The 23,644-nt window shown below is 47.6% G+C and carries 21 protein-coding genes; 11 read left to right on the plus strand and 10 right to left on the minus strand.

Going from position 1 to position 23,644, the window contains the following annotated elements:
* The first annotated feature begins 169 nt into the window (after positions 1-169).
* Genes AC4EHB_RS12900 through AC4EHB_RS12910 form a run of 3 tightly spaced genes read left to right on the plus strand, consistent with a single transcriptional unit; the run spans position 170 to position 2,579 of the window.
* On the plus strand, positions 170-934 hold the full coding sequence (locus tag AC4EHB_RS12900) for a hypothetical protein (protein ID WP_490976348.1): 765 nt from the start codon (positions 170-172) through the stop codon (positions 932-934).
* Positions 935-941: 7 nt separating this feature from the next.
* Positions 942-2,096 carry a GNAT family N-acetyltransferase gene (locus AC4EHB_RS12905; protein WP_490981772.1) on the plus strand — a complete coding sequence of 385 codons (1,155 nt, stop codon included), beginning with the start codon at positions 942-944 and terminating at the stop codon, positions 2,094-2,096.
* 36 nt (positions 2,097-2,132) lie between these two features.
* Positions 2,133-2,579, plus strand: a complete 447-nt coding sequence (locus tag AC4EHB_RS12910) for a GNAT family N-acetyltransferase (protein WP_490981773.1) — start codon at positions 2,133-2,135, stop codon at positions 2,577-2,579.
* Between the two features lie 82 nt (positions 2,580-2,661).
* On the opposite strand, the gene AC4EHB_RS12915 is transcribed toward AC4EHB_RS12910, so the two are convergent.
* A complete protein-coding gene (locus AC4EHB_RS12915) occupies positions 2,662-3,030 on the minus strand; it encodes a DUF3899 domain-containing protein (protein WP_490976345.1) in 369 nt (122 codons plus the stop codon).
* A 136-nt stretch (positions 3,031-3,166) separates the two neighbouring features.
* Here AC4EHB_RS12915 and AC4EHB_RS12920 point away from each other — a divergent pair, with 136 nt between their 5' ends.
* From AC4EHB_RS12920 to AC4EHB_RS12955, 8 genes are all read left to right on the plus strand, one after another.
* Positions 3,167-4,816, plus strand: coding sequence for a peptide ABC transporter substrate-binding protein (locus AC4EHB_RS12920; protein WP_490976344.1), 1,650 nt, complete (start codon positions 3,167-3,169; stop codon positions 4,814-4,816).
* A gap of 107 nt (positions 4,817-4,923) precedes the next feature.
* The gene (locus AC4EHB_RS12925; RefSeq protein ID WP_490976343.1) at positions 4,924-5,853 is read left to right on the plus strand and encodes an ABC transporter permease; all 930 of its coding nucleotides are present in this window, start codon (positions 4,924-4,926) and stop codon (positions 5,851-5,853) included.
* Positions 5,850-6,908, plus strand: a complete 1,059-nt coding sequence (gene opp3C, locus AC4EHB_RS12930; RefSeq protein WP_490976342.1) for an oligopeptide ABC transporter permease — start codon at positions 5,850-5,852, stop codon at positions 6,906-6,908. The genes AC4EHB_RS12925 and opp3C overlap by 4 nt, the downstream gene beginning before the upstream one ends.
* A 16-nt stretch (positions 6,909-6,924) precedes the next feature.
* Entirely contained in the window at positions 6,925-7,953 is a 1,029-nt protein-coding gene (locus AC4EHB_RS12935) for an ABC transporter ATP-binding protein (RefSeq protein ID WP_490981774.1), read from the plus strand.
* A 375-nt stretch (positions 7,954-8,328) separates the two neighbouring features.
* A complete protein-coding gene (locus AC4EHB_RS12940) occupies positions 8,329-9,150 on the plus strand; it encodes a transporter substrate-binding domain-containing protein (protein WP_490976340.1) in 822 nt (273 codons plus the stop codon).
* Positions 9,151-9,240: 90 nt separating this feature from the next.
* Positions 9,241-10,395: a saccharopine dehydrogenase family protein gene (locus AC4EHB_RS12945; RefSeq protein ID WP_490981775.1), complete on the plus strand. Its 1,155-nt coding sequence runs from the start codon at positions 9,241-9,243 to the stop codon at positions 10,393-10,395.
* A 40-nt stretch (positions 10,396-10,435) separates the two neighbouring features.
* Positions 10,436-11,092, plus strand: coding sequence for an amino acid ABC transporter permease (locus tag AC4EHB_RS12950; RefSeq protein ID WP_490976338.1), 657 nt, complete (start codon positions 10,436-10,438; stop codon positions 11,090-11,092).
* A gap of 23 nt (positions 11,093-11,115) precedes the next feature.
* A complete protein-coding gene (locus AC4EHB_RS12955) occupies positions 11,116-11,874 on the plus strand; it encodes an amino acid ABC transporter ATP-binding protein (protein ID WP_490981920.1) in 759 nt (252 codons plus the stop codon).
* A gap of 172 nt (positions 11,875-12,046) precedes the next feature.
* Here the strand turns inward: AC4EHB_RS12955 and AC4EHB_RS12960 are convergent, their stop codons facing one another.
* The 9 genes from AC4EHB_RS12960 to AC4EHB_RS13000 all read right to left on the minus strand — a co-directional run bounded on the left by AC4EHB_RS12960 (position 12,047) and on the right by AC4EHB_RS13000 (position 23,464).
* Positions 12,047-14,497 (minus strand): S8 family serine peptidase, encoded by a 2,451-nt coding sequence (locus tag AC4EHB_RS12960; protein WP_490981776.1) that lies wholly within the window; start codon positions 14,495-14,497, stop codon positions 12,047-12,049.
* Between the two features lie 167 nt (positions 14,498-14,664).
* Complete coding sequence (locus AC4EHB_RS12965; RefSeq protein ID WP_490981777.1) at positions 14,665-16,113, minus strand: S8 family serine peptidase; 1,449 nt, start codon at positions 16,111-16,113, stop codon at positions 14,665-14,667.
* Positions 16,114-16,264: 151 nt separating this feature from the next.
* Positions 16,265-16,900, minus strand: coding sequence for a response regulator (locus AC4EHB_RS12970; protein ID WP_490981778.1), 636 nt, complete (start codon positions 16,898-16,900; stop codon positions 16,265-16,267).
* A 4-nt stretch (positions 16,901-16,904) separates the two neighbouring features.
* Positions 16,905-18,722, minus strand: a complete 1,818-nt coding sequence (locus tag AC4EHB_RS12975; protein ID WP_490981779.1) for a GAF domain-containing sensor histidine kinase — start codon at positions 18,720-18,722, stop codon at positions 16,905-16,907.
* 77 nt (positions 18,723-18,799) lie between these two features.
* Positions 18,800-20,008: an NRAMP family divalent metal transporter gene (locus AC4EHB_RS12980; RefSeq protein ID WP_490981780.1), complete on the minus strand. Its 1,209-nt coding sequence runs from the start codon at positions 20,006-20,008 to the stop codon at positions 18,800-18,802.
* 24 nt (positions 20,009-20,032) lie between these two features.
* Positions 20,033-20,803 carry a LamB/YcsF family protein gene (locus AC4EHB_RS12985; RefSeq protein WP_490981781.1) on the minus strand — a complete coding sequence of 257 codons (771 nt, stop codon included), beginning with the start codon at positions 20,801-20,803 and terminating at the stop codon, positions 20,033-20,035.
* The gene (locus AC4EHB_RS12990) at positions 20,800-21,780 is read right to left on the minus strand and encodes a 5-oxoprolinase subunit C family protein (RefSeq protein ID WP_490976331.1); all 981 of its coding nucleotides are present in this window, start codon (positions 21,778-21,780) and stop codon (positions 20,800-20,802) included. The genes AC4EHB_RS12985 and AC4EHB_RS12990 overlap by 4 nt, the downstream gene beginning before the upstream one ends.
* Complete coding sequence (gene pxpB, locus AC4EHB_RS12995) at positions 21,764-22,462, minus strand: 5-oxoprolinase subunit PxpB (protein WP_490976330.1); 699 nt, start codon at positions 22,460-22,462, stop codon at positions 21,764-21,766. The genes AC4EHB_RS12990 and pxpB overlap by 17 nt, the downstream gene beginning before the upstream one ends.
* Before the next feature lie 150 nt (positions 22,463-22,612).
* Positions 22,613-23,464 (minus strand): transporter substrate-binding domain-containing protein, encoded by an 852-nt coding sequence (locus AC4EHB_RS13000; RefSeq protein WP_490981782.1) that lies wholly within the window; start codon positions 23,462-23,464, stop codon positions 22,613-22,615.
* Between the last annotated feature and the right edge of the window lie 180 nt (positions 23,465-23,644).

The raw sequence follows: 23,644 nt of genomic DNA on the forward strand, positions 1-23,644 counted from the left end.
TCAACCTAATTATATACGGTATGAGGTATGCGGCGAGAGAGATGCAAGAACTTAAGATTGGTTGTGCCGCTTTAAAGGATTCCGGTTCGGCGGAATCGAAAGTAACCAAGATGGCATCGCATACAATGTGCATATAAGATTAAAAAAATCAGCAAAGAAGGTTGATGGCATGAAAGCGTCTGATGAAATTTTGGAAGTCTGGAAACGATTTGATGGATTCCCGATGGAAACCTTGACGAAGGCGTGGTTTTTCAGAAGAGCTGGTGGCCAAAAGCAGCGCTCTGTTGAATTGATGAAGCAGCAACGGCAGCAATATAACATTACCGGGAATTGCTTTGATCTGGCGTTGTGGCTGTTGGACGAATTCCGAAAAGAAGGGATTAAAGCTTATCCGGTCGGCAGCGAATTGGGGACCGAGGAAGCTCATGCGGCAGTAGTAGCAGAAGACAAGAGAGGCCGGCGCTATTTATGCGACCTTGGCGACCAATGGCTGCAGCCGGTGCTTTTAGATGCGGACGATCCGGCATTCAGCAGGGAAAGGATCGCAGGTTTTTTCCCGGGAGCGGAAGTCCAGATATCCGCAGCTAATGGCAACGCGGAAATTGTCTATTACCGGCCAGGAGGTAAAATGTCGCGGCAAACGTATGAGCTGGACCCGGTAGATGACAACGTGTTCTGGCAAGCAGCGGAATTTTCGCAAAACCACGTCTATCCGAAACCGCTTTTAGAAGTGCGTGTGCCTTATAAAGAGGAAACGGCACATTGGGAGTTTGATGATTGGAAAAGCTTCCTCAGCACGTCAGAGGGGCTTTTCCGTGACCGGCCGGCAGCGGATCTTGCAGAGTGGGTGGAGCGGATTCACGGCAGGACGGGGTATGACAAGGAATTCCTATTAGAAACACTGGAGATTTACAAAGCGATGGAAGAGAGGTGAATGGAGCGTGTTCAAAGCGGCAATATTTGATTTAGACGGCACGTTATTGGACCGCGATCGGTCGATTGCTTCCTTTATAGGGGTTCAATACGACCGGTTCCCTGGAGAGCTCGGGCATATCCCGAAAAGACAGTATGTGCAGCGGTTCATTGAACTGGATGCGAGAGGCTATCGCTGGAAAGACCTAGTCTATCAGCAGCTGATCGAGGAATTCGGCATAACGGGTATTTCCTGGGAAATAATGCTGGCAGATTACGTCAGCCGATTCAAAGAACATTGCATGGGTTTTCCAGGGCTCGAGGAAATGCTTCGAAATCTGGAAAAGAGCGGCATCCAATTGGCGATCATTACGAATGGGCCGGGGCAGCTGCAGATGGATAGCATCCGAACGCTCGGCATTGAAGGATATTTTAGCGTAATTTTGGTGTCGGGGATAGAAAACATGTCTAAGCCCAATCCGCGCATATTTGAAAAGGCGCTGAAGGCAATGGGTGTCAAAGCCCATGAAGCAGTGTATATCGGCGACCATCCGGAAAACGATGTAGTGGCAGCCAAGGCGGTAGGCATGTCGGCGATCTGGATGGAAAACCCGTATGGGCAGGCGCCAAGCGCCGACTTTTCCATCACCCATTTGCAGCAATTGCCTGCGCTGATCGCACATGATGCAATTGAGATCAGGGAATTTGAACCGTTGCATGCTGAAGAAATCGTTACGCTGTTTTATGGCACAGTCCATTCGGTCAATGCGGCGGATTATTTGCCGGAACAGCTCGCTGCATGGGCGCCTGAAGCGCTGCGGCAAGAGAAGGTGAAACAATGGCGCATTTCTCTTGCTGAGAACAAAACATTTGTCGCTTGGAAAGACGGAAACCTTGCCGGATTCGCTGACTTGGCGGCTGGCGGCAAATTGGAACGTTTGTATGTCCACAAAGATTATCAACGTCAAGGGATTGCAGGCCGGCTGCTTTGGGAAATCGAGCAAGCAGCACTGGTGCAAGGGCTGGAAAAGCTTATTGTGGACGCCAGCATCACCGCGAAGCCCTTTTTTGAACATTACGGGTTTGCCGTTACCCAACCGCGAACTGTAATGCGCCTTGGAGTGCAGCTGCAAAACTACCGTATGGTTAAAGCATTAGCCGGCACATCTGGAAATAATGATTGAACTATGACGTTAAGTGAAGGAGTGAAAGGAGACAATATGGAAATTCAGACAAAGCGATTGGACTTGGTGCCATGCACGGCTGAAAACTACAGCGATTTCGCGGCCCAATACGATATGGGACCGCACATTAATATGCATTTGGCGGAATTGGAAGACAGACCTGAGTTGCTGGGCTGGGGCGTGTGGATGGTCGTATGCCGGCGGGATGGCAAAGTTATTGGCGACGCCGGCTTTAAAGGGATTCCAGACAGCGGCGGGGTGGTTGAAATCGGCTATGGCATCGCGGTGGAAGCGCAAAATCAGGGCTTTGCCACAGAAGCAGTTAACGGGCTGATTGAATGGGCTTTCCAAACAGGCCGAGTGATGCAGGTAATCGCTGAATGCGCGCATGGCAATGCCGCCTCGATAAAAGTGCTCGAAAAGCTGGGCATGCACCAGACAGGGGCGGATGATGAATTGGTTTTTTGGGCATTAAAAAAATAGAGTTCAGAAAAACTTTACATCCATAAAAAAAACAGGCGGGGAAACTCATTGAGTTTTTCCCGCCTGTTTCTGTCAGAACGCATCAAAAATAATAAAAAGCAGTGGATAAGAGCAATGAACCGGCACTTAACAGCATGCCGATGATAAAGAAGTTTTTCCGCGCCGGAAAAACTTTCTCGAAGCTGGGATTTTCAAACGAGCGTTTTTCGCTTTCCCGGATCAATTGTTCTTTTTTATTTACTTTTGCAAAAAAGTTTTTTGTGCTATGGATGAACGCTTCGAAAAACTTTCCTTCGATGAGGGACATCACCGCCGCCGCCATGAGAAGAAAGAGGCTGACCAAGAATACAGCGTCTAGCCATTTGATAAAGCTCCACGGAGTATACAGCATAAATGACAGAATAATTGAAGAAAAGATGGAGACGCTGAACAGTAGTAGTTTTGAAGTCATATAATTGGTCCTTTCCTTGAATAATTATAGATTACCATGCATTTCTAATTTTAGAAAATTTAAATATTTTGTTGCCTAAATTGTAAATTACTATTATGATTAAAAAGAATTATTAGAAAACACAGGGGGTAGAAAAATGGGGAAAAAGATGAAAGCCCAAGCTTTATTGGTTTTAATGTCATTCGTCTTAATATTATCCGGATGTAACTTTAACTCTTCCGAAAGCTCTTCAGAAGGGTCGGGATCAGAAGGCGGCGAAGAAACAGCGGGCCAAGTATTGAATGTTTCAGCTGTTGCTGATATTCCTACAATGGATTCTACAAAAGCACACGATGGCGTAGCATTCACAGTGCTAAATAATGTCAACGAAGGCTTGTACCGCCAAGATGAAAATCATGAGCCGATTGACGCTTTAGTAGCAGAACATACAGAAAACGAAGATCAGACTGTACATACGTTCACATTGCGCGATTCAAAATGGAGCAATGGCGAGCCGGTTACAGCACAGGATTTTGAATATGCTTGGAAGCGCGTCATGAAAGATGCGAGCCCATACAACTTCATGTTCGTTACAGCAAGCATCAAAAATGCTGAAGCAATCATGAACGAAGAAGTGGATGCTGAGGAATTGGGTGTTAAAGCGATTGATGAAAAAACATTGGAAGTTACGCTGGAAAGCGCAAACCCATTACTTCAGTCATTGTTGACTTTCCCAACATTCTTGCCGCAAAACCAGAAATTCGTTGAAGAGCAAGGCGATCAATATGCACTTGAAGCAGAAAACCTATTGTTTAACGGACCTTTCAAATTGGTTGAATGGACGCACGAGCAAGGCTGGAAATACGAAAAAAATGCAGACTACTGGGACGCAGAAGCGGTTAAATTGGATACGATCAACGCTTACGTTGTAAAAGATTCAACTACTGGTGTCAACTTGTATGAAACAAACAAAGTGGATCGTGTTGACCTGAGCTCTGAGTCTGTAGAGCAATTCAAAGACGATGCGAACTTCAATACGATTTTGGAGCCGAGCATGATTTTCTTGCGCTTCAACCATAACCATCCAGTGCTGGGCAACAAGAAAGTCCGCCAAGCAGTGAATATGGCAATTGATAAAAAGAGTTTGACAGATGTTATCTTGAAAGACGGCTCTACACCTCTTAACGGAGTGGTGCCAGCAGGATTCTTCACAAATCCGGATGGTACGGACTTCCGTGAATTGAACGGCGATTTCAACACAGGTACGGTTGAAGAAGCGCAAAAATTATTCGCTGAAGGCCTTAAAGAAGCTGGCGTTGCGGATGTAACGGCATCAATCAACATTTCAGATTCTGACGACCACAAAAAAGTGGCGGAATACCTTCAGGCACAGCTTGAAGAAAATCTTCCAGGCTTTAAACTCGAGATCAAAGCAGTGCCATTCGCACAACGCTTGGAAATTGAAAAAGCGATTGAATACGACTTGTCATTGTCTTCATGGGGCCCGGATTACAGCGACCCGATGACATACTTGGATATGTGGCTGAAAGACGGTTCTGCTAACCGCATGGACTACCACAACCCAGAACTTGACGCATTAGTATCACAAGCACGCGTTGAAACTGACGCAGCGAAACGCTACGAAATGCTGTTGAACATTGAAAAAATCCTCTTGGAAGAAGATGCTGCAATTGCACCGCTTTACCAAGACGGATCAGCTATCTTGATGAGAGATAAAATCAAAGGTTTAATTGTCCACCCTACTGGTGCTACATTCTCTTATAAGTGGACATCTATCGAAGAATAATTTGCAGATTATGCAGCTATAGATACGAGGGTGTAGCCGAGTAATCGGCGCCCCTCGTATTTTTTTCATCCAGAAAAGACTTACCATACAGAAATAGGGGTGTTCCTATGAAACGGTATCTAATCCAGCGGATTGGTTACATGATTATTACGCTTTTTATCATTGTCACTGCAACGTTTTTCCTTATGCAGCTGCTTCCTGGAACTCCATTCACCAATCCGGAAAAATTGACGGCTGGGCAAATGGCAGTGTTGAACGCGAAGTATGGGCTGGATCAGCCAGTTGGCATCCAGTATCTCCGATATATCGGCAACTTAGTGCAAGGCGACTTAGGCTATTCTTTCCAACATGAAGGACGGACTGTGGAAAGCATGATCAGCAGCCGGATCGGCCCTTCGGCATTTATCGGCTTGCAGGCGCTGATCATTGGAGCGATTGTCGGAATGGTGCTCGGCATCATTTCCGCATTAAAGCATAATTCACTTTTCGATTACGGTTCTGTAGCTCTTGCTGTTTTGGGGATGTCGATTCCGTCATTCGTCTTTGCAGCTTTGCTGCAGTATTATGTAGGCGTTAAGCTCGGCTGGCTTCCGGTCGCGCTATGGGAAGGCTATTCGAGCACCCTGTTGCCGTCGATTGCACTGTCGGTAACTGTAACGGCGACAGTCGCGCGGTTTATCCGCAGTGAAATGCTTGAAGTCATCGGCCAGGATTATGTCATTACCGCACGCGCAAAAGGGATGACCGAAAAGCAGGTTGTGGTGAAGCACGTTATCCGCAACGCGCTGATTCCGGTTGTCACGATGCTTGGACCACTGGCGGTTTCCATTATGACCGGTACGCTGGTCATTGAAAAAATCTTTTCGGTGCCGGGGCTGGGGGAGCAATTCACATTGTCTATTCTGGTGCTCGATTACAGCGTTATCATGGGAATCACTATTTTCTATAGCGCGCTGTTCATCTTTGTCGTCTTTGTCGTCGACATCATATACGGTTTCCTGGATCCTCGCATCAATTATAGGGGGGAATCAGCATGACAGAATTAGACGCGAAATTGCCGGGCAAGCGAGGGATTGAAACGCATGGCGAATACACGCCGGACGGCATCCCGGCCGACCTTTTTGTGAAATCGCCGCTTGACCAAAGCAAAAGCGAAGAAATCGGTACGCCTTCCCAGTCGTTCTGGAAAGAAGCGTTCCATCGCCTTGCTAAAAACAAAGGTGCCATGATTTCGTTGGTGTTGTTGGTGTTCTTAATCGTCTTGGCGCTGATCGGGCCGGGCATGAATGAATTCACGTACCGCGAACAAAACTTGGCTCATTCCAATTTGCCGCCGAAAGTGGAAGGCATGGAATGGCTCGGCTTTAATGGCTTGAACGCACAAGGCACGGATGTTTACGCCGAGCGGCAAGTGGAAACCAATTATTGGTTCGGTACGGATGAATTTGGCCGCGACTTGTGGACGCGTGTTTGGACAGGGACGCAAATTTCCTTGTTCATCGCAGTTGTGGCTGCGGCACTCGATTTGATTATCGGCGTGATTTATGGCGGGATTTCCTCGTTCTACGGCGGGCGGGTGGATAACGTCATGCAACGGATTATTGAGGTGCTGATGGGGATACCGAACTTGATCGTCATCATCCTCTTTATCCTGGTGCTTGAACCGGGCGTCCGTTCCATCATTTTGGCAATGGTCATCACCGGCTGGGTTGGCATGGCACGAGTTGTGCGGGGGCAGATCCTGCAATTGAAAGGCCAGGAATTCGTCTTGGCTTCCCGCACACTCGGTGCTTCGAACGGCCGCTTGATCACGAAGCATCTGCTGCCGAACGTTATGGGGCCGATTATCGTCACGGTCATGTTCACTATTCCGACAGCGATATTTTTTGAAGCCTTCTTGAGTTTTATCGGCCTTGGCTTGCAGGCGCCGCTTGCATCGCTCGGCGTATTGATCGAAGACGGCTATAAATCAATGAGATACTTCCCGTATAAATTGATTTTCCCTGCGCTTGTCATCAGCACGATCATGATTTGCTTCAACTTGCTGGGTGACGGTTTGCGCGATGCATTAGATCCAAAAATGAGAAAATAGGGGAGGGTCCTATCCGATGAAAGAAAATATTTTGACAGTTGATAATCTGCATGTTTCATTCAAGACCCAAACCGGTAAAGTCACTGCTGTCCGCGGTGTCAGCTTTGAGCTGAAAAAAGGCGAAACACTGGCGATTGTCGGTGAATCGGGCTCGGGGAAATCCGTGACGGCGAAATCGATCATGCGTTTATTGCCAAAACACAATACCGAAATCAGCAAAGGCGATATTCTTTATGGCGAAAAAAGCCTTCTGAGCCTGTCTGCCAAAGAAATCACCGATATCCGCGGCTCCGAAATTTCGATGGTGTTCCAGGACCCGATGACGTCGCTGAATCCGACGATGAAAGTCGGCAAGCAAATCATGGAAGGCCTCCAGCGCCATCAGAACATGACGAAAGCACAGGCACGCGACCGTGCGCTCGAGATGCTGAAATTAGTAGGGATTCCGAAAGCGGAGCAGCGGCTGGACAATTACCCGCATCAATTTTCCGGAGGAATGCGCCAGCGCGTCGTCATTGCTTTGGCACTTGCCTGCAATCCGAAAGTACTGATTGCAGATGAGCCGACAACAGCGCTTGACGTCACCATCCAAGCGCAAATTCTGGACTTGATGAAAGATCTGCAGCAAAAAACAGACACGGCCATTATCCTAATCACTCATGATCTCGGTGTCGTCGCCAATATGGCGGACCGAGTTGCTGTCATGTACGGCGGCAAGATTATCGAACAAGGAACGCTGGATCAGATTTTCTATAATCCACAGCATCCTTATACACTCGGTCTCCTTAAATCGATGCCGAAGCTCAATGAAGACAAAGGACAGCCGCTATTGCCGATTGCCGGCTCTCCGCCAACGCTCGCAACGCTTGGCGAAGGATGCGCTTTTGCGGCAAGATGCCCGCATACAATGAAAGTATGCCATTCGTATACGCCGCACGATACCGAAGTGGAACAAGGCCATACGGCGGCATGCTGGCTGCAGGATGCACGGACACCGAAAGCGGAGCCGGCTTCTGAGCCGGAGGAAATGCTAGGTGTCAATTAACAAAAGTTACAGTGGGAAAAGCTTGCCTTAGGGTGAGCTTTTTTCTTTTTGCATAAGCGGGCATCTACTAGTTTCTTTGTTTCAGGTGTTTCTTCAAACAATCTTTTTTATCTGAAAAATCTGAAAGTTTGATTGACTTTTGGATTTTAGTAGAGAATAATGAATGGAATACCTTCTAAAAAAAGGAAGAGAAAAATGACGTTAGAACTCCTCGCTTGTATGATTTCATCGGTTTGATTTTCCCTCTCAGAAAAGCCATCCATCCATGTTCTCCGATTCACCGTTAACGGGTTTGTTTTGTGTGCAAATCGGTAGAACGTTATTTTTCCGCATCAGAAGAAAAAAGCAGTTCTAAAAAAGAAGGGGGAAAATAGGATGAAGAAAAATGCTGTGTGGTCGTTCGTTATTGTACTAATCATTAGTATGTTGGCAGCTTGCGGTTCAGGAGATGCTAAAGAAACGGCACAAGGGGAGAAAAAAAGCGGCGCAGATACTGTCCTCAGCCGGATTGAAGAATCCAAAGAGTTGAATGTTGCATTTGAAGGGACGTACCCGCCATTTAATTTCATTGACGATAATGATGAGTACCAAGGATTCGATGTGGATATTTCGAATGAACTCGCCAAACGTCTTGGAGTTGAAGCGAATTTTATTGCCACCAAATGGGATGGGCTGATCGGCGGTTTAAAAGCTGATAAATTTGATATCATTATAGGCCAAATGACCGTGACAGAAGAGCGCAAAAAAAGTGTCGATTTTACGGATCCATATGTAATCACGGGCTCAGTGCTAGTAACGCGTGAAGATACAAATGATATTACGAAACTTGAAGATATTAAAGGAAAGAAAGTCGGCGTTGGCGGAGGGACTACTTTTGAAGAAGTGGCGAATAGCGTTGAAGGTGCCGACGTGAAGTTATACAAAGCCGTCAGTGATTATATCCAGGATTTGACAAACAAGCGTTTGGATGCCATTATCAACGACCAATTGCTGATCAGCTACAACATTAAAGAAGAGGGTCTGCCGATCAAAATAGCGAGTGATATTTTAAATAAAGATGAAATTGGCATGGCGGTCAATAAAGGCAATGAAGATTTTATCGAAAAAGTAAACGTGGCGCTGGGAGAAATGAAAGAAGATGGAACTTACAATGAAATCTACAAAAAATGGTTCGGAACAGAGCCGTTAGAAAATTGATGGATGCTCGAAGTGGCCAAAGGAACATCTTTGTTCCTTTAGTGTTTTCAAGTTAATTGAAGCAAAGCATGGAGAAGGAGGATGAGAAGCTTGCATATCTTTGTCTTGGGCACCGGAATGATTGGCACAACGGTAGTGACGGAAATGAGTAAATTTCCGGAAATCGACGTTATTACGGCTGTGGATTTTAGTCAAGTCAGCATCGATAAATGCTTGGCCATTGCCGATAGCGCGAAAGTGATCGGCAAAGTAGCTGCGTTAAAAACAGAAGAAGATATTGCGCGTGTTTTAACAGGTGCTGACTTGGCTGTAGCCTGCCTTCCTCATTCGCTGAGCTTGGCCGCCATTAAGGCGGCTATCGCCTCCAACTGCCATTTAGTGGATCTCGTGGGCTCTCTGTTCATGGAGAAAATGGATTTGCATGAACAAGCACAGCAGGCAGGCGTCATCATTGTACCGGGATGCGGTGTCGCCCCGGGAATTACAAACTTCTTAGCGGCACAAGGCATAGACCTCTTGGACGAAGCGGCCGAAGCAGTCATGACATGCGGCGGAATTCCGATGCACCCTATTCCACCGTTATGGTATCAAGTGGTTTATCGCCTCGAAAGTTTATTAGGGCTGTATACAAAACCGGCAACGGCTATTGAGGGTGGGAAAATCGTCGAATTGGCGCCGCTTTCGAATCTGCAAGAGATTACTTTCCCCGAACCGGTCGGGCTATGTGAAACCGTAATCACCGATGCCCATAGTACAGCTTTCATGTTAAAAGGAAAAGTGAAAAATTTATATGAAAAAACAGTGCGCTACCCAGGACACTGGGAAAAAATGAAAGTGATTGGCGAGCTGGGATTTCTAGATGACAACCCCATTGAAATAGAAGGAACCATGACTACACCCCGGGCTTTTGCCGAGAAAGTACTTGTTTCGAAAATGAAAGGGGATTCGCATGAAGACATTACAGTCTTGCGAGTGGAAGTAACGGGCACAAAAGACGGAAAACGGACCAAGCATTTATGGGAAATGATTGATTTATATGATCATGAACGGAATATTACCTCAATGGCTAAGACAACTGCGCTTCCGGCGCTGATTATAGCGAAACTGATTGCGACAAAGAAAATAACTGAGACAGGGGTTATTCCGATCGAAAGCTTGATTATTCGGGATCGATTCCAGCCATTTCTAAATGAATTGAAACGTTTAGGAATCGACATTGACTACAAAGAAGAAGTTTTCGTTTGAGCGGGATAACATTCATAGCGCTTGTCTGACGGGAGGAACTATGGACTTTACTATTATTATTGATTCATTGCCATCATTATTAAAAGCGACATTAATGACAATTTTCTTAGCAGCGATTTCTATCGTTATCGCATTAGTGATTGGATTTTTTACAGCCATCATCCGGATCCTGAAAGTGAAAGTGTTAAACGAAGTGGCGAATACGTATGTTTCCCTTATGCGGGGAACGCCGTTGCTGGTTCAAATATTCGTCATCTATTACGGCTTGCCGCAAATAGGAATTGCCTTGGATCCGATTTCTTCCGGTGTATTGGCGTTAAGCTTAAATGCGGGTGCTTACCTTTCAGAATCTTTCCGCGCATCCATTTTGGCGGTGGACAGCGGGCAAATGGAAGCCTCGATGTCGATGGGAATGACCTATCCTCAGGCGTTAAAGCGAATCATTTTGCCGCAGAGCTTGCGGATCGCGATTCCAACACTGTCCAATTCGTTTATTGTGTTGATAAAGGATACATCGCTTGTTTCGGTGATTACCGTTACGGAATTATTGCAAATGTCGAGCTTGATCATCGCTAAAACGTTCGAACCGCTGACAATTTATTTAGTGGCCGCAGCAATTTACTGGATTTTGATTTCGTTTTTCACCAAACTATTGGACAGACTGGAAGTGCAGAGTTCCAAATACTTAGTCCGTTGACAAGTTAGGAGATTGCCATGACTATGATCCAAATAGATAATTTAAAAAAGGCCTTTGGCGACAATGAGGTATTAAAAGGCATTGATCTTACCATTGATAAAAGCGAAGTGGTGGTTATTATGGGTCCCAGCGGCTCCGGGAAATCCACTTTGCTGCGCTGCTTGAATTTCTTGGAAGAGCCGACGGAAGGCATCATTCAAATTGGCGAATACCAAGTCCATGCTGGCGGGAAAATTGACAGGCAGCGTAAGAAGGTCATTAGGGAGCTGAGGAAAAAAACGGGATTCGTATTTCAATCGTTCAATTTATTTCCTCATAAGACTGCCATTGAAAATATCATGGAAGGACCTATTGCCATTCACGGAATGAAGCCCGAAGAAGCGAAAAAAATCGCCGAAGCTTTGTTGGCCAAAGTGGGGTTAGGTGACCGCAGCGACCATTTTCCTGCGCAGTTGTCAGGAGGGCAGCAGCAGCGGGTGGCGATTGCCAGATCGCTCGCGTTGAATCCGCTGGTCATGCTGTTTGATGAACCCACTTCAGCGCTTGATCCTGAGCTTGTCCGTGAAGTGCTGCTGGTTATTAAAAGCTTGGCTGAAGAAGGAATGACCATGGTGATTGTCACACATGAAATGAATTTTGCGAAAGAAGTTGCAGACCGCGTCGTTTTTATGGACGAAGGGGTCATTGTAGAGCAGGGAACATCCAAAGAAATTTTTCTCCATCCGAAAGAGGAACGGACGAAACAATTTCTTTATCAGGTTGAGGCAGTGGTCACGGATTAACTTTAGAAACCAGCCAGTAAGCGAATGGCTGGTTTCTTTTCGGTTAAATCAATTGTTCTAAAGAATTAGCGTTTAAACACCGCATTGATCCGCTATGAGCTGGACTGCTACCGGTTCCTCATGCTGTATAAAAAACGCCATCCCCTGTTAAAAGGAGATGGCGTTTTGAAGTTTATTTAGCGAAAAATGCCCCGTAATATCGGCTGAAAGCTACCGCGAAATCACCGCGTTTCACTTCCTGGGCTGGCGCAAATGAAGCGCTGATTGTCGGTTTTAAGTCATATTTCCCTTGGGTGGCGGTAAACTGCGCATTCAAGATATTCAAGTCCAATGCTAATTGGACATAGCCTTTTAGATGAGCCGGAATAGTGGCTTGGTCACTGATTAATATCCGCTTGTCGTTATACTGGACTGTTATGTCACCTGTAAACGCTTCGGCTTGTTTCTGCAATCCTAAACTCTGTACCAGTGAGTATGCAAGTTCCGCTTTTGTAACTGTGCCTTTCGGATCGAATGCTCCAGTTGCGCGAAGTTCTACAACACCTTTTGAAGTCTGGCTGTAATCTCGGAAAGCGGCGCCTTTGGAAATGACGGCTGCTGCATATGGGGCAAGTTCCCCTAAGTCAGCGAAGTTTGCTGCTGAAGTCATATTCTGGCGGATTTCCGCTCCCATTACTAAAGAAGTGGCTAAGTCTGCACGATTTAGTTTGGCATCTGGTTTAAAGAGGCCGTTTGAGTATGAGTCGATCAGCCGGTTCTGGATACCCATGGCGATTGCCGCTTCAGCAGGATGTCCTGCAATATCAGAAGCACCAGTAATGCCGCTTACTTTCGTAAAGGCAATCGCTCCTTTTACCGTCTCCGGCACTGCCAATCCTACAGGATTCAAATCGTTTCCGCGAAGCCCACGAACTTCCAGTTTCCATTCGCCGGCAGCCGGGCTGTTGACGATGACTGTCCGTTCATAAGTGGTCGGGAACAGCAAGCTGATCCCTGAACTGTATTCAGTGCCATCAGGGGAGATGAGCACCAAATTTACAGGGTTTCCTGTTTGTTCAAGAACGCCTGCTGCATTGGCTTTCGCAAACAGAGTTGATAATCCTTCCTTAACGGTGAAGCTGTGCTGGGTGCTAGTTGATAAAGTATAATCTACTGCAAATTCTTCAGTTGTTCTTTCTGAGATGACATTGGCATTGAATTCTTTGGTGCTGTTCAATGTCGCACCGTAAGAAGCGCCGTTTATCACACTGTCGACAGCGGCATAAGCGTTCACATATCCTGCTCCGACTTCCCAAGTTTCATAGCCGGGCATATTCGTCGCTGTTTGCTGCAATACGGTTTTCACTTCATCCGGAGATAAAGTCGGATCTGCTTCCAATAGCAATGCTGTTATGCCAGCTGCGTGCGGGGTGGCCATAGATGTTCCGCTCATGACGGTGTAGTATGGCAAATGTGCGGGATCCAACGTTTCAAGATCCTTTTGGGCTGCTAAAGTTGTGACCGGGGAAACGGTCCGTGTGGAAACGATATCGACGCCTGGCGCTACAAATGTTGGAGCGTCTGTCCAACTCCATGTTTGTCCATCCATTTCAAATGTTCCACCGACACCTTGAGTTCCGCGTGAAGAAAAATCAGCGAGGGTGCCGTCTTTTTCACCTGCGCCAACAGAGATGACCCATGGAGCTTTTGCATAAGGGTTATGTGTATTTTCGGCAGGACCAGCATTGCCAGCTGCGAATAACACAACGATTCCGCGGTCATGCGCTTTTTTGCTGGCGATATTAATTGGGGCGTTTGGATCAAAATCACCTGAAGAGCCCCATGAATTGGTGATAACACGAATATTGTATTCTCTTTGGTGGGTAATGGCGTAATCGAATCCGCCGATGCCATCAAGAACGAACAAAGCACCGCCTGACCCATAGCCGATCAAGTCTGCTCCGGGAGCAGCCCCTTCATATTTGCCGCCGGACAATGCGCCCGTGCCGCCGACCGTGCCGGCAACATGCGTTCCGTGTCCTGAATTCGTGTCAGTGTTAGGAACATTTTCTGTATAAGAGATTGGGATGATTCCAGTACCTTGCAGATTGGTAGTACCTAAAACGTTCTGTACAAGGTTTCTGCCCAATTCGTGGTCTTTATGCGTGCCGTCGACCCCGCTGTCGTTGATGACTACGCCAATGCCGTCACCTGATAAAGGAAATCCACTGTTTTGCTGCTGGAACCCTGAATCAGATTGGACTTTATCCACGCCGGTGATGGCAGAGGCATCTGCGTTAAAATAGGTCAATTTCTCATTCAAGTAAACCGATTGCACTTCGTCGTTCTGAGCAAGTTGTTCTACTTGCTGTCTTGTGGCAATTGCCCCGATTATTGGCAAGCTTTGCATCGTAACGGCAGAGTCAATGCCAAGTTTTTGAACAAGTGCTCGCTGATTATCTGTCGGTTTGCCATCGCCTTTAAATGTAATGATGACTTGGGCAGTGTTACTTTCATCGAATGCCGACCAGATTTTCTCATCGACGGCCGTCTTGGTAGAGGAAGTGAGTTCTGTTGCTCCAGCAGGTGAGAATGCTGGGAAAATTAAAAATAATAAAATTGCGAATATCAATGCTTTTTTCATTTTCCAACCTCTTTTCAATTGTTTTGATGATGCCACCTTATTTATTTTCTTCTGCTATTTAGCCATTCCGCTTAAGTTGTATTTTTTAAGCAAAGGCATGAGCTGTTAGGCAAAACAAAGTGGTAATGGTAAACCGCCTCTCCATTTTCAGAAAGGCGGGTATTCTTTTAATTTGCTGGAACGGGTTCTGTTGTGTTGTTCAACAATTGGACAGCAGCGTAGGCATTAACGTAGCCAGAGCCGGTCTCCCAAGACTCATAGCCGCCCATCGGCGTTGCACTTTGCTGCAATGCATTTTTGATTTCGGTTGGAGAAAGGGTTGGATCTGCTTCAAGCAGCAAAGCGATAATGCCGGCAACATGAGGTGCAGCCATTGATGTGCCACTGAACGTCGTGTAATACGGCAAGTGAGCAGGCGAGATTGTTGCCGAATCCTTCTGTACGCTTAGCGCTGACAACGGAGACAGCACACGAGTTGAAATAATATCAACCCCTGGAGCTGTAATTGTCGGCTGATCCGCCCATTGGAAGGTTTCACCGTCAACTGTCACTGTTCCGCCTTTGCCTTTTACTCCTCTTGAAGAAAAGCCAGCCAGTTGCCTATTTTGATCTCCTGCTGCTACTGTGACTACCCACGGCGCTTTTTTGTAATTGCCGGAAATGGTCGATTCAGCAGGGCCAGAATTTCCGGCAGAAAAAACGGTGGTGATGCCGCGATCGTATAATTTTTTAGTAGCCACGTTGATCGGATGGTTCGGATCGAAATCAGTATTCGAATCACTTGTGTCTCCCCATGAATTGGTAATGACACGGATGTTGTACTCGCGTTGGTGTGTCAAAGCATAATCGAAACCACCGATGGTATCGAGGATGGCAATTGCTGCACCGGAACCATAACCGATCAAATTCGCGCCAGGCGCCACCCCTTCATATTTGCCTCCGGACATTGCACCTGTTCCGCCGACAATGCCTGCCACATGCGTGCCGTGGCCTGAAGTGGAATCGGTGTTAGGGACATTTTCCACATACGTGATTGGAGCCAGGCCGATGGTGCTGTTCAAGTTCGTGCTGGCCAAGACATTCTGTACCAGGTTGCGGCCTAGCTGATGGTCTTTGTGGGTTCCGTCAACTCCGCTGTCGTTAACAACGACACCGATATTCTGGCCAGTCAGCGGAAAGCCACCATTCGCTTCTTGAATAGCAGCGTCTTCTCTAAGCTGGTCGACGCCGGTCAGGGAAGTGGACGTTTCGTTGTCGTACTCTAACGGTGCGTTATAGTAAATGGACTGGACACTTTGTTCTAAAGAGAGGGCCTTAATCTGTTGGGGAGTCAAAAGAGCTCCTGCGATTGGCAGGCTGTTGAAAGAGACGCCTGTCTTAATGCCTAACTTCTTCAGCAGCTGGAAATGTTCCGGCATCACTTTCTCAGTGTCCCGGAAAGTGATGATCACCTCAATCGGAGCGGAATGGTCTTTTTCCAGGAGCAGCGTTTCTAATATGGGGTCGATTGCTGTTCCGGCAGAAGCGGAAGCAGCTTGCCGGTTTGTTCCAGCAGGCTGGAAGACCAATAGCAAAGCCATTAACAAAACTGTTGCGATGTGTAAGCTTTTTGTCATAAATTTCTCTCCTTTAAAAGTCGGAATATTTTGCTTTATCAAGCATGTCATAACCCGCATTTTTCAGCCATTCTACATCGGGTGTATTTTAAATAGTTAAAAAGGCGACCCTGGCTACTACCTAAGTAGTAGCCAGGGTCGCCTTGCGCTTTTACAGCAATGGCACCAATTTATGTTGGACTGCATAGATTAATGCTTGCGAACGGCTTTTGACATTCAATTTCTTAAAGATATTGCTCATATGGATTTTGACCGTTTTATCACTGATAAATAGCCGATCTGCGATTTCTTTGTTCGACAAGCCTTCGACCAGACCGAGAAGCACTTCAGTCTCCCTTGGCGTCAGTGAATTGCCATCGGCTTTGTTGTCAGCGTGATGAAACGACAAAAGCTTTTTGGTCATTGCCGGCGGAATGACCGATTCCCCTTGGCTTACCAGCCGGAGAGCTGAGATAACCTCTTCAGAAGGAGAGTCTTTCAGCAAATAGCCATTGGCCCCTTCGCGGATAGCGGCCATGAAATATTCATCATCTTTATACATCGTCAGCACGATCACCTTAATTTCTGGATAGTGGCCCTTTACCCACTTGGTCAGTTCAATCCCATTCATCTCCGGCATATTGATATCCATTATGATAACCGCCGGTTTGATGGTCGACAGCATCGCTTTCAATTGCGCTGCGCCGGTTGCCTCGCCGATGACCTTCATATCGTCTTCCTGTCCGATCATGGTTTTTAGGCCGTCTCTCAGTATTGCGTGGTCATCTACTAAAACTACTTCTATCACCTGGTTATCCTCCTTCAAATCCAGCTTTAGGAATTCTGACAAAGATTTCAGTGCCGATGTTGTGGCTGCTTTCTATCTGGAATGTGGCACCGACTTTTTCCGCATCTTCGTTCATTTGCAGAATTCCGTAATGCGGCTCTTTCATGGCCGTCGTCATGGCTTCATATAACGAAAAACCAATGCCGTCGTCCTTGACTGTCAACAAAATCTGGTCTCTTTGGTAGTTCAGCATAACTCCGACTTTTTCAGCTCGTGCATGTTTAATGCAATTATGCAGGCTTTCTTGAATGATAGAAAAAATAGCTTTTTCCGCCACCAAATTCAATTTTGGCTGAATGCCCCGGCTTTCAAAAGTGATGTCGAGATCCAAGGTTTTGTCTTGATTCAGTTCTTCGATTTTATTTTTGATAGCCATATAGAGGCCATGCTGTTCGGTTGGATAAGGGCGCAAAGCGTATATGGAATCCCTTATTTCCTGCAGTGCGCCGCGCAAGATGTTATTGCTGTCATTGACGAGCCACCGTGCATCTTTCGGATGGGAATGGATCTTCTTAGCAGCAGCATCGAACTTCATCACGGCTCCTGCCAGGATTTGGGCGATGCCATCATGTATGTCATGTGCGATGCGATTGCGCTCTTCCAATAAAATCCGCTGCTCTTTTTCGGAGAAAAGCATCTGCGTTTTCAGGAAAATCGCTAATTGATTTGCAATGGTTGAAATCGAATGGACATCTTCTACGATAAAGCTATTTGTACGTGTTTTCGCCATGATTAGGCAGCCGACCAGCTCATTCTCAAAAATCAACGGCGCAAACACAGCAGATTGGATGGCCGTATTGAATCGCTGGCCTAGCGGCGATAAATGAATATCGGTTTTGTTATAGACAGTAGTGGACTGCACTTGGTTCAATGCTGTGAAAGCAGCAGCTTGCTCCGTAGGCGCCAAGTCTCCTTCAGCAATCGCTAGATTCCAATTTCCCTTTTCATCGCGGGTGAACAAATAACTTTCTTCATAAGAAACTACTTCTTTAATCAGCTGTTTGATGTCATTTTCCCAGCCGGAAATCGGAATGGCTTTATTCAATTCCGAAGAAAAGTGGAACAGTGCTTTCAACCTTTGCTTATCGGCACTCAACCGGATAATGACCGAGCTGATGATCGCCAAGAAAATCAAAGGGGATAAGAAGAAGAAATAGCTCAAGATGTCCCCGTCGCCCCGGTTTTGACTGCCCAAATAATGGAGGAGCAGCCCATAAACCATGGAGATGGAAAAACTGAAAAGTTCTGCCCGGCTTTTCTGGACCCAGGTGGATAAAGTGTACCTTTCCGGCCTCAGAAGCAATACGATGTCAACAATCACGTTATTGATGAAATAAAAAGAACCGATAAACAACAATAAGAAAAAAATGCTCAATGAAGGTTCCGTGAGCTCCAGCTGAGGAGCGGCCCAATTTGTGATCCTGTCAGCCAAGACAAGGCTCAGCACCAGTTGGGCCGGATTGAAAAAGATGATCCGGAGCGGGCGCTGATTGATTAATGTAGTCAACAGAACAGCAGTAAAATATAACACCGCCGTTATTTCAATTCCATATAGCAAATATGCCAAATAGATAATTGGGAAGGTTAATGAAGAATTTCCTTTTTGAAAAGGCATCGGAAAATATTCAGCTATAAAAATAAAGGCGAATAAAAAAAGCAATTCAAAAGGATCTTTAAGTGTTTGTACGCCGAGTGCGGAAAAGATGATCACTGCCCAGCCGATTGCTGAAACAAGCGTCATGAACAGCTGAGCAGTATAATGCCTGGAAGATTTTTGATTCAAATGGTATCCATCCTATCGTATGCAAAATCGGTTGGCCAGACAAAATCACTCAACCGTTTTTCTATAATATGTTATAGCTATTCAAATAACTGAGGAATGCCGTTCGACAAAGTGTAAATCCCCATCCACGCCATTGCGATGACGATGACGACGCCGAAAATGGTCATCCAGAGCGGATGCTTGTAATCGCCGACGATTTTCGCCTTATGCGCAGCAATGAGCATGACGCCGAGGGCAATCGGAAGAATCAAACCGTTCAGCGAGCCCACCAACAGCAGGATCAGCACAGGCTGGCCGATGATGACGAAGACGGAAGTCGAAATGACGATAAAGCTGATAACCAACAGGCGGTTGTATTTTTCAAGCGCCGGGCTGAATGTGCGGATGAACGATACGGACGTATAGGCCGCTCCGACAACCGATGTCACAGCCGCCGCCCACATGACCACGCCGAAAATCTTGTAGCCGATATTGCCGGCAGCCAATTGGAACACAGAAGCCGGCGGGTTTTCCGGGTTCAGCTGCAGACCTTGCGAAACGACACCAAGAACCGCAAGGAAAAGAATGACGCGCATGAAAGACGCAATCAGGATGGCGGTAATCGAGCTGCGCGTGACATCGCGCACATGTTCTTTGCCGGTAAGGCCGGCATCGATCAAACGGTGGCCGCCGGCAAAGGTGATATAGCCGCCGACCGTTCCGCCGACAAGCGTTACGATGGCAAAGATGTCAATGGTATCCGGTACAAAGGTTTTGACAACGGCTTCACCAATCGGCGGCTGGGCTGAAATCATGACGTAAATCGTCAAGGCGATCATAACGAACCCAAGGATTTGGGCGAAACGATCCATCGCTTTGCCTGCCTCTTTGACCACAAAGATGCCGATAGCCAGCAAGCCGCTTAAAATGGCGCCGGTTTTAGCATCGATGCCGAACAAGACATTCATCCCAAGGCCGGCGCCGCCGACGTTACCGATATTGAAGGCCAGGCCACCCATGACGACGAGCAAGGCCAGGAAATAGCCGAGCCCTGGCAGCACATCATTGGCAATGTCTTGCGCACGCTTGCCGGATACGGCGATGATGCGCCAAATATTGGTCTGGGCTCCGATATCAATGATGATGGAAATGAGAATGACAAAGCCCATCGATGCCATCAATTGATCGGTAAAAACGGTCGTCTGGGTGAGGAAACCCGGACCGATGGCGGAAGTCGCCATCAGGAACGCAGCGCCGAGCAGGACGCTGCGGTTCGCTTTTTTAATGATCTTCGCATCTTTGTTCATCGTAATGCCTCCTTTGGAATGGAATTACATAAACTCTTCTACCTTGATGATGTCGATTCCTGCATCGGCCAATGAGCTTGAAATGGCAGCCGCGAAATCGAGCGCAGTAGCGCCGTCGCCGTGGATGCAAATGGTGTCGGCTTTGATTTGGATTTCCTGCTGCTGGGTACTGATGACCTTATGTTCTTTAACCATGTGGATGACTTGTTCAAGTGCCGTAGCGGTATCGGTGATGAGCGCGTTCGGCTGGCTGCGCGGCGTCAGGCTGCCGTCCGCCTGGTAAGTGCGGTCTGAGAAAACTTCATTGGCAGTGCGCAAACCGATCTTTTCCCCAGCTTTCACCAATTCGCTGCCGGACAAGCCGAATAAAATAAGTTCCGGGTCGATTTTATACACTGCCTCCGCGATCGCCTCCGACAAGCCGACATTTTGCGCGGCCATATTATAGAGTGCGCCGTGGGCTTTAACGTGCTGCATCCTGCCGCCTTCCGCCTGGACAAAGCCCGATAAGGCACCGATCTGGTAGACGACCAGGTCATAAGCTTCCTGGGGAGACAAACTGAGGTTGCGCCGGCCGAAGCCGACCAAATCCTGCAGCCCGGGATGGGCGCCGATGCCGACATTTTTTTCCAATGCGAGCTGAACGGTTTTGCGCATCGTAGCAGGGTCGCCGGCATGAAAGCCGCAGGCGATATTGGCCGATGTGATGTAATCCAGAATGGCTTCGTCATTGCCCATGCGGTAGACGCCGAAGCTTTCTCCCATATCGCAGTTCAAATCCACTTTAAACGTCATTTCCATTCCTCCATTTTCAAGTCGATTCCAATTTTCATTTGGCGAATTTGCTGTTCTTGTGCAATCATGCGCTTTTGCGCTTCCTCGAGCGAAATTTCTTTGAAGCGAATTTTATCTCCCGGATTCAGCTGGCTGATGAGCGGCAAATCGATGCTTGCCACTTGGCCGATTTTTGGATAGCCCCCGGTCGTCTGGCGATCCGCCATCAAGACGATGGGGTTGCCGTCCGGCGGCACTTGAATCGAGCCGAACGCGACAGGCTCCGATATCAGTTCCGCTGCCTCACTGAGTGCAAGCGGCGTGCCTTCAAGGCGATAGCCCATGCGGTCGGAATGTGTGCCGACAGTGAAAAGGCCGTCGAAGAGCCGCGTTTGGCTTTCGGCATCGAACAAGCCGAATTGCCGGCCCTTCATGATGCGGACAACGGGTTCATTAAAGTAGCGAATGGCGGGAATTTGCCATTCCTGTCCGGAATTCGCCGCTTTTACCAGCGCTGCTGCGCGTTTCGGGTCCACCGGATTTAATGGGACGCGGTCGCCCGCTTTCAGCGCCCGGCCTTGGAAGCCGCCGATCGCTGCACGCAAATACGTCGATTTGCTGTGCATTACTTCCGGCACATCGATGCCGCCTGCTGCGGCTAGATAAGTCCGACAGCCTTTCTTGGGCGCGCCGAACGATAAGACGCTGCCTTTTTTGACAGCCAGAATGCGCCACATTCTGCACTCTTTGCCGTCAATTTGAGGCGACAGATCTGCGCCGCATAAAGCGATAGCTGCATCGGTTTCAAACTCGATTGTAGGGCCGGTGAGCGAAATTTCCAGCGCCGCGGCGTTTTCGTAGTTTCCAACGAGCAAATTGGCGATGCGGTGCGCAAAAGGATCCATCGCGCCGCTTGCGATGACGCCGTATTTTTGGAAGCCGTAGCGGCCAAGGTCTTGCACCGATGTCAGCATACCGCCTTTAAGAATCTTCAGCATCGCGATGTTCCTCCCATTCGTGATATTCCTGTTCCGAAATCCGGCGGAATTTGATGATGTCCCCGGCTTTCAGCAAGCTCGGCGTTTCCTGCTCTGGCCGGAACAAGCGCATTGGGGTGCGGCCGATCAATTGCCAGCCGCCCGGTGTTTCGATCGGGTAGACGCCGGTCTGGATACCGGCGATGCCGACAGTGCGTTCTGGAATGCGCAGCCGTGGGCTTTCCCGGCGGGGCGCGGCGATTTTCTCGGACATGCCGCTGATAAACGGAAAGCCTGGAGCGAAACCGATCATTGACACAGCGTAAACGCCGCTGCTATGGATGGCGATGACTTCTTCTGCAGATAATCCGTTATGCGCTGCCACGAATTCGAGGTCGGGACCAAAATCGCCGCCATAGCAGACCGGAATTTCGACTGTGCGCGGAGCCGGCACAGGGATTTCACCAGCGTGCTGCAAGAGCTCTTCCAAAGCCGATATTGCTTCATCGTATAAGACGGCAAGCGGGTTGTAGAAAACCGCAATTGTCGTAAACGCCGGAATAGATTCGACCATCCAGGCAGGTGGGCGGTCTTCGAGCAGCGCCGCCGCTTTCCGGATTCGCTGCTGCACGCCTTCGCTGATTTCTTTGCCGGCTTCAATGGTAATCGCCTGGTCCCCGAGCGGGGTGAAAGTAAAGTCCATGCCGCCACCTCATCCTCTGATTATTCTAACTATTTTTTTCAATTATACGGCTTTGCGCGGATGAACGGAAGAGAATACGGAGATTCGTTGGAAGGCAGCACCGCTAAATACAAAAAAAGCTATCCGCAAACGCGGACAGCTTCCCTTCTTTTATTCTTCGATGTCGACTTTTTGTGTTGCGTCAGCGCCGTTGAAAAACTCTTTTGAAATCTCGGCGATTGTACCGTCTTCCAGCATTTCTTCGATAGCGCCGTTGACGTTTTCAACCAATTCTTTATTGTCTTTGTTCATGACCATGCTCACTTCCGACGGGCTGTACTTGATGTCGGGGTGAATAGTGATGTTCAATTCCGGGAAAGCCGCTAAAGCTAAGGTCTGCAAATAATAATCGTTCAAGATAACATCCGTGCGTCCGATTGCAACATCGCGCAAATACACTTCGTTCGTTGCGTTGTCGTAAACCACTTCTTCAGCACCGTAAGAACGTGCCGTTTCCATGTAGACAGACGTGGAAGCCCCAGCCGCTTTTTTGCCTTTTAAGTCTTCCAATGTCTTGATGCCCGACAAATCATCTTTGCGGACAATCGCTGTGCCATAAGAAAATTTGAATGGTGTCGAGAAAGCGAATTTCTCTTTGCGGTCTTCAGTTGCTTCAATGTCATTCGCCGCTAAGTCGACTTGACCAGTTTGGACAGACGTCAGCATTTCATCAAAGCCGAGCTCAGTGAATTCGACTTCAAGCTCCAGGCGTTCAGCAATTTCGCGCACGACTTCAACTTCGAAGCCGGTCAATTCATCTGTGCCTTCTTCGCGGAAAGAAGTCGGGAACAATGTGCCGGAAGTGGCAACAGTCAATGTGCCTTCTTCTTTGATTTCGTCCCAAGCCGTTTTGGCTTCTTCAGAGCCGCTGTCGCTCTCAGAAGATCCGCAGCCTGCTAAAAGTGAAAGGGATAAAGTGCCTGCGAGCAAAGCCCAACCCTGTTTTTTCAATAAATTCTTCATCTTTTGGTCCCTCCTTGAAATGTAATCTATTAAAAACATAGCATTATAAACTAAAGGGAGCAAAGTATTCTTGCAACTTTGCTATAAGTTTAACTATTCTTTCAATTCGTTTGCAGGGGATGGCTGGCGGTGCATCGAATTAATTCCATAAGAGCAAAGGGGCCAGAACGGGGTGATGCA

It is taken from the genome of Planococcus sp. TJ-302, from assembly GCF_058268455.1.

What these genes read in the sequence shown, in the direction of transcription:
- AC4EHB_RS12900 (WP_490976348.1), top strand. Translation starts at nt 170, where the DNA reads ATGAAAGCGTCTGATGAAATTTTGGAAGTCTGGAAACGATTTGATGGA.
- AC4EHB_RS12910 (WP_490981773.1), top strand. Translation starts at nt 2,133, where the DNA reads ATGGAAATTCAGACAAAGCGATTGGACTTGGTGCCATGCACGGCTGAA.
- AC4EHB_RS12915 (WP_490976345.1), bottom strand. Translation starts at nt 3,030, where the DNA reads ATGACTTCAAAACTACTACTGTTCAGCGTCTCCATCTTTTCTTCAATT.
- AC4EHB_RS12920 (WP_490976344.1), top strand. Translation starts at nt 3,167, where the DNA reads ATGGGGAAAAAGATGAAAGCCCAAGCTTTATTGGTTTTAATGTCATTC.
- AC4EHB_RS12925 (WP_490976343.1), top strand. Translation starts at nt 4,924, where the DNA reads ATGAAACGGTATCTAATCCAGCGGATTGGTTACATGATTATTACGCTT.
- opp3C (WP_490976342.1), top strand. Translation starts at nt 5,850, where the DNA reads ATGACAGAATTAGACGCGAAATTGCCGGGCAAGCGAGGGATTGAAACG.
- AC4EHB_RS12935 (WP_490981774.1), top strand. Translation starts at nt 6,925, where the DNA reads ATGAAAGAAAATATTTTGACAGTTGATAATCTGCATGTTTCATTCAAG.
- AC4EHB_RS12940 (WP_490976340.1), top strand. Translation starts at nt 8,329, where the DNA reads ATGAAGAAAAATGCTGTGTGGTCGTTCGTTATTGTACTAATCATTAGT.
- AC4EHB_RS12950 (WP_490976338.1), top strand. Translation starts at nt 10,436, where the DNA reads ATGGACTTTACTATTATTATTGATTCATTGCCATCATTATTAAAAGCG.
- AC4EHB_RS12955 (WP_490981920.1), top strand. Translation starts at nt 11,116, where the DNA reads ATGATCCAAATAGATAATTTAAAAAAGGCCTTTGGCGACAATGAGGTA.
- AC4EHB_RS12960 (WP_490981776.1), bottom strand. Translation starts at nt 14,497, where the DNA reads ATGAAAAAAGCATTGATATTCGCAATTTTATTATTTTTAATTTTCCCA.
- AC4EHB_RS12965 (WP_490981777.1), bottom strand. Translation starts at nt 16,113, where the DNA reads ATGACAAAAAGCTTACACATCGCAACAGTTTTGTTAATGGCTTTGCTA.
- AC4EHB_RS12980 (WP_490981780.1), bottom strand. Translation starts at nt 20,008, where the DNA reads ATGAACAAAGATGCGAAGATCATTAAAAAAGCGAACCGCAGCGTCCTG.
- AC4EHB_RS12985 (WP_490981781.1), bottom strand. Translation starts at nt 20,803, where the DNA reads ATGACGTTTAAAGTGGATTTGAACTGCGATATGGGAGAAAGCTTCGGC.
- AC4EHB_RS12990 (WP_490976331.1), bottom strand. Translation starts at nt 21,780, where the DNA reads ATGCTGAAGATTCTTAAAGGCGGTATGCTGACATCGGTGCAAGACCTT.
- pxpB (WP_490976330.1), bottom strand. Translation starts at nt 22,462, where the DNA reads ATGGACTTTACTTTCACCCCGCTCGGGGACCAGGCGATTACCATTGAA.
- AC4EHB_RS13000 (WP_490981782.1), bottom strand. Translation starts at nt 23,464, where the DNA reads ATGAAGAATTTATTGAAAAAACAGGGTTGGGCTTTGCTCGCAGGCACT.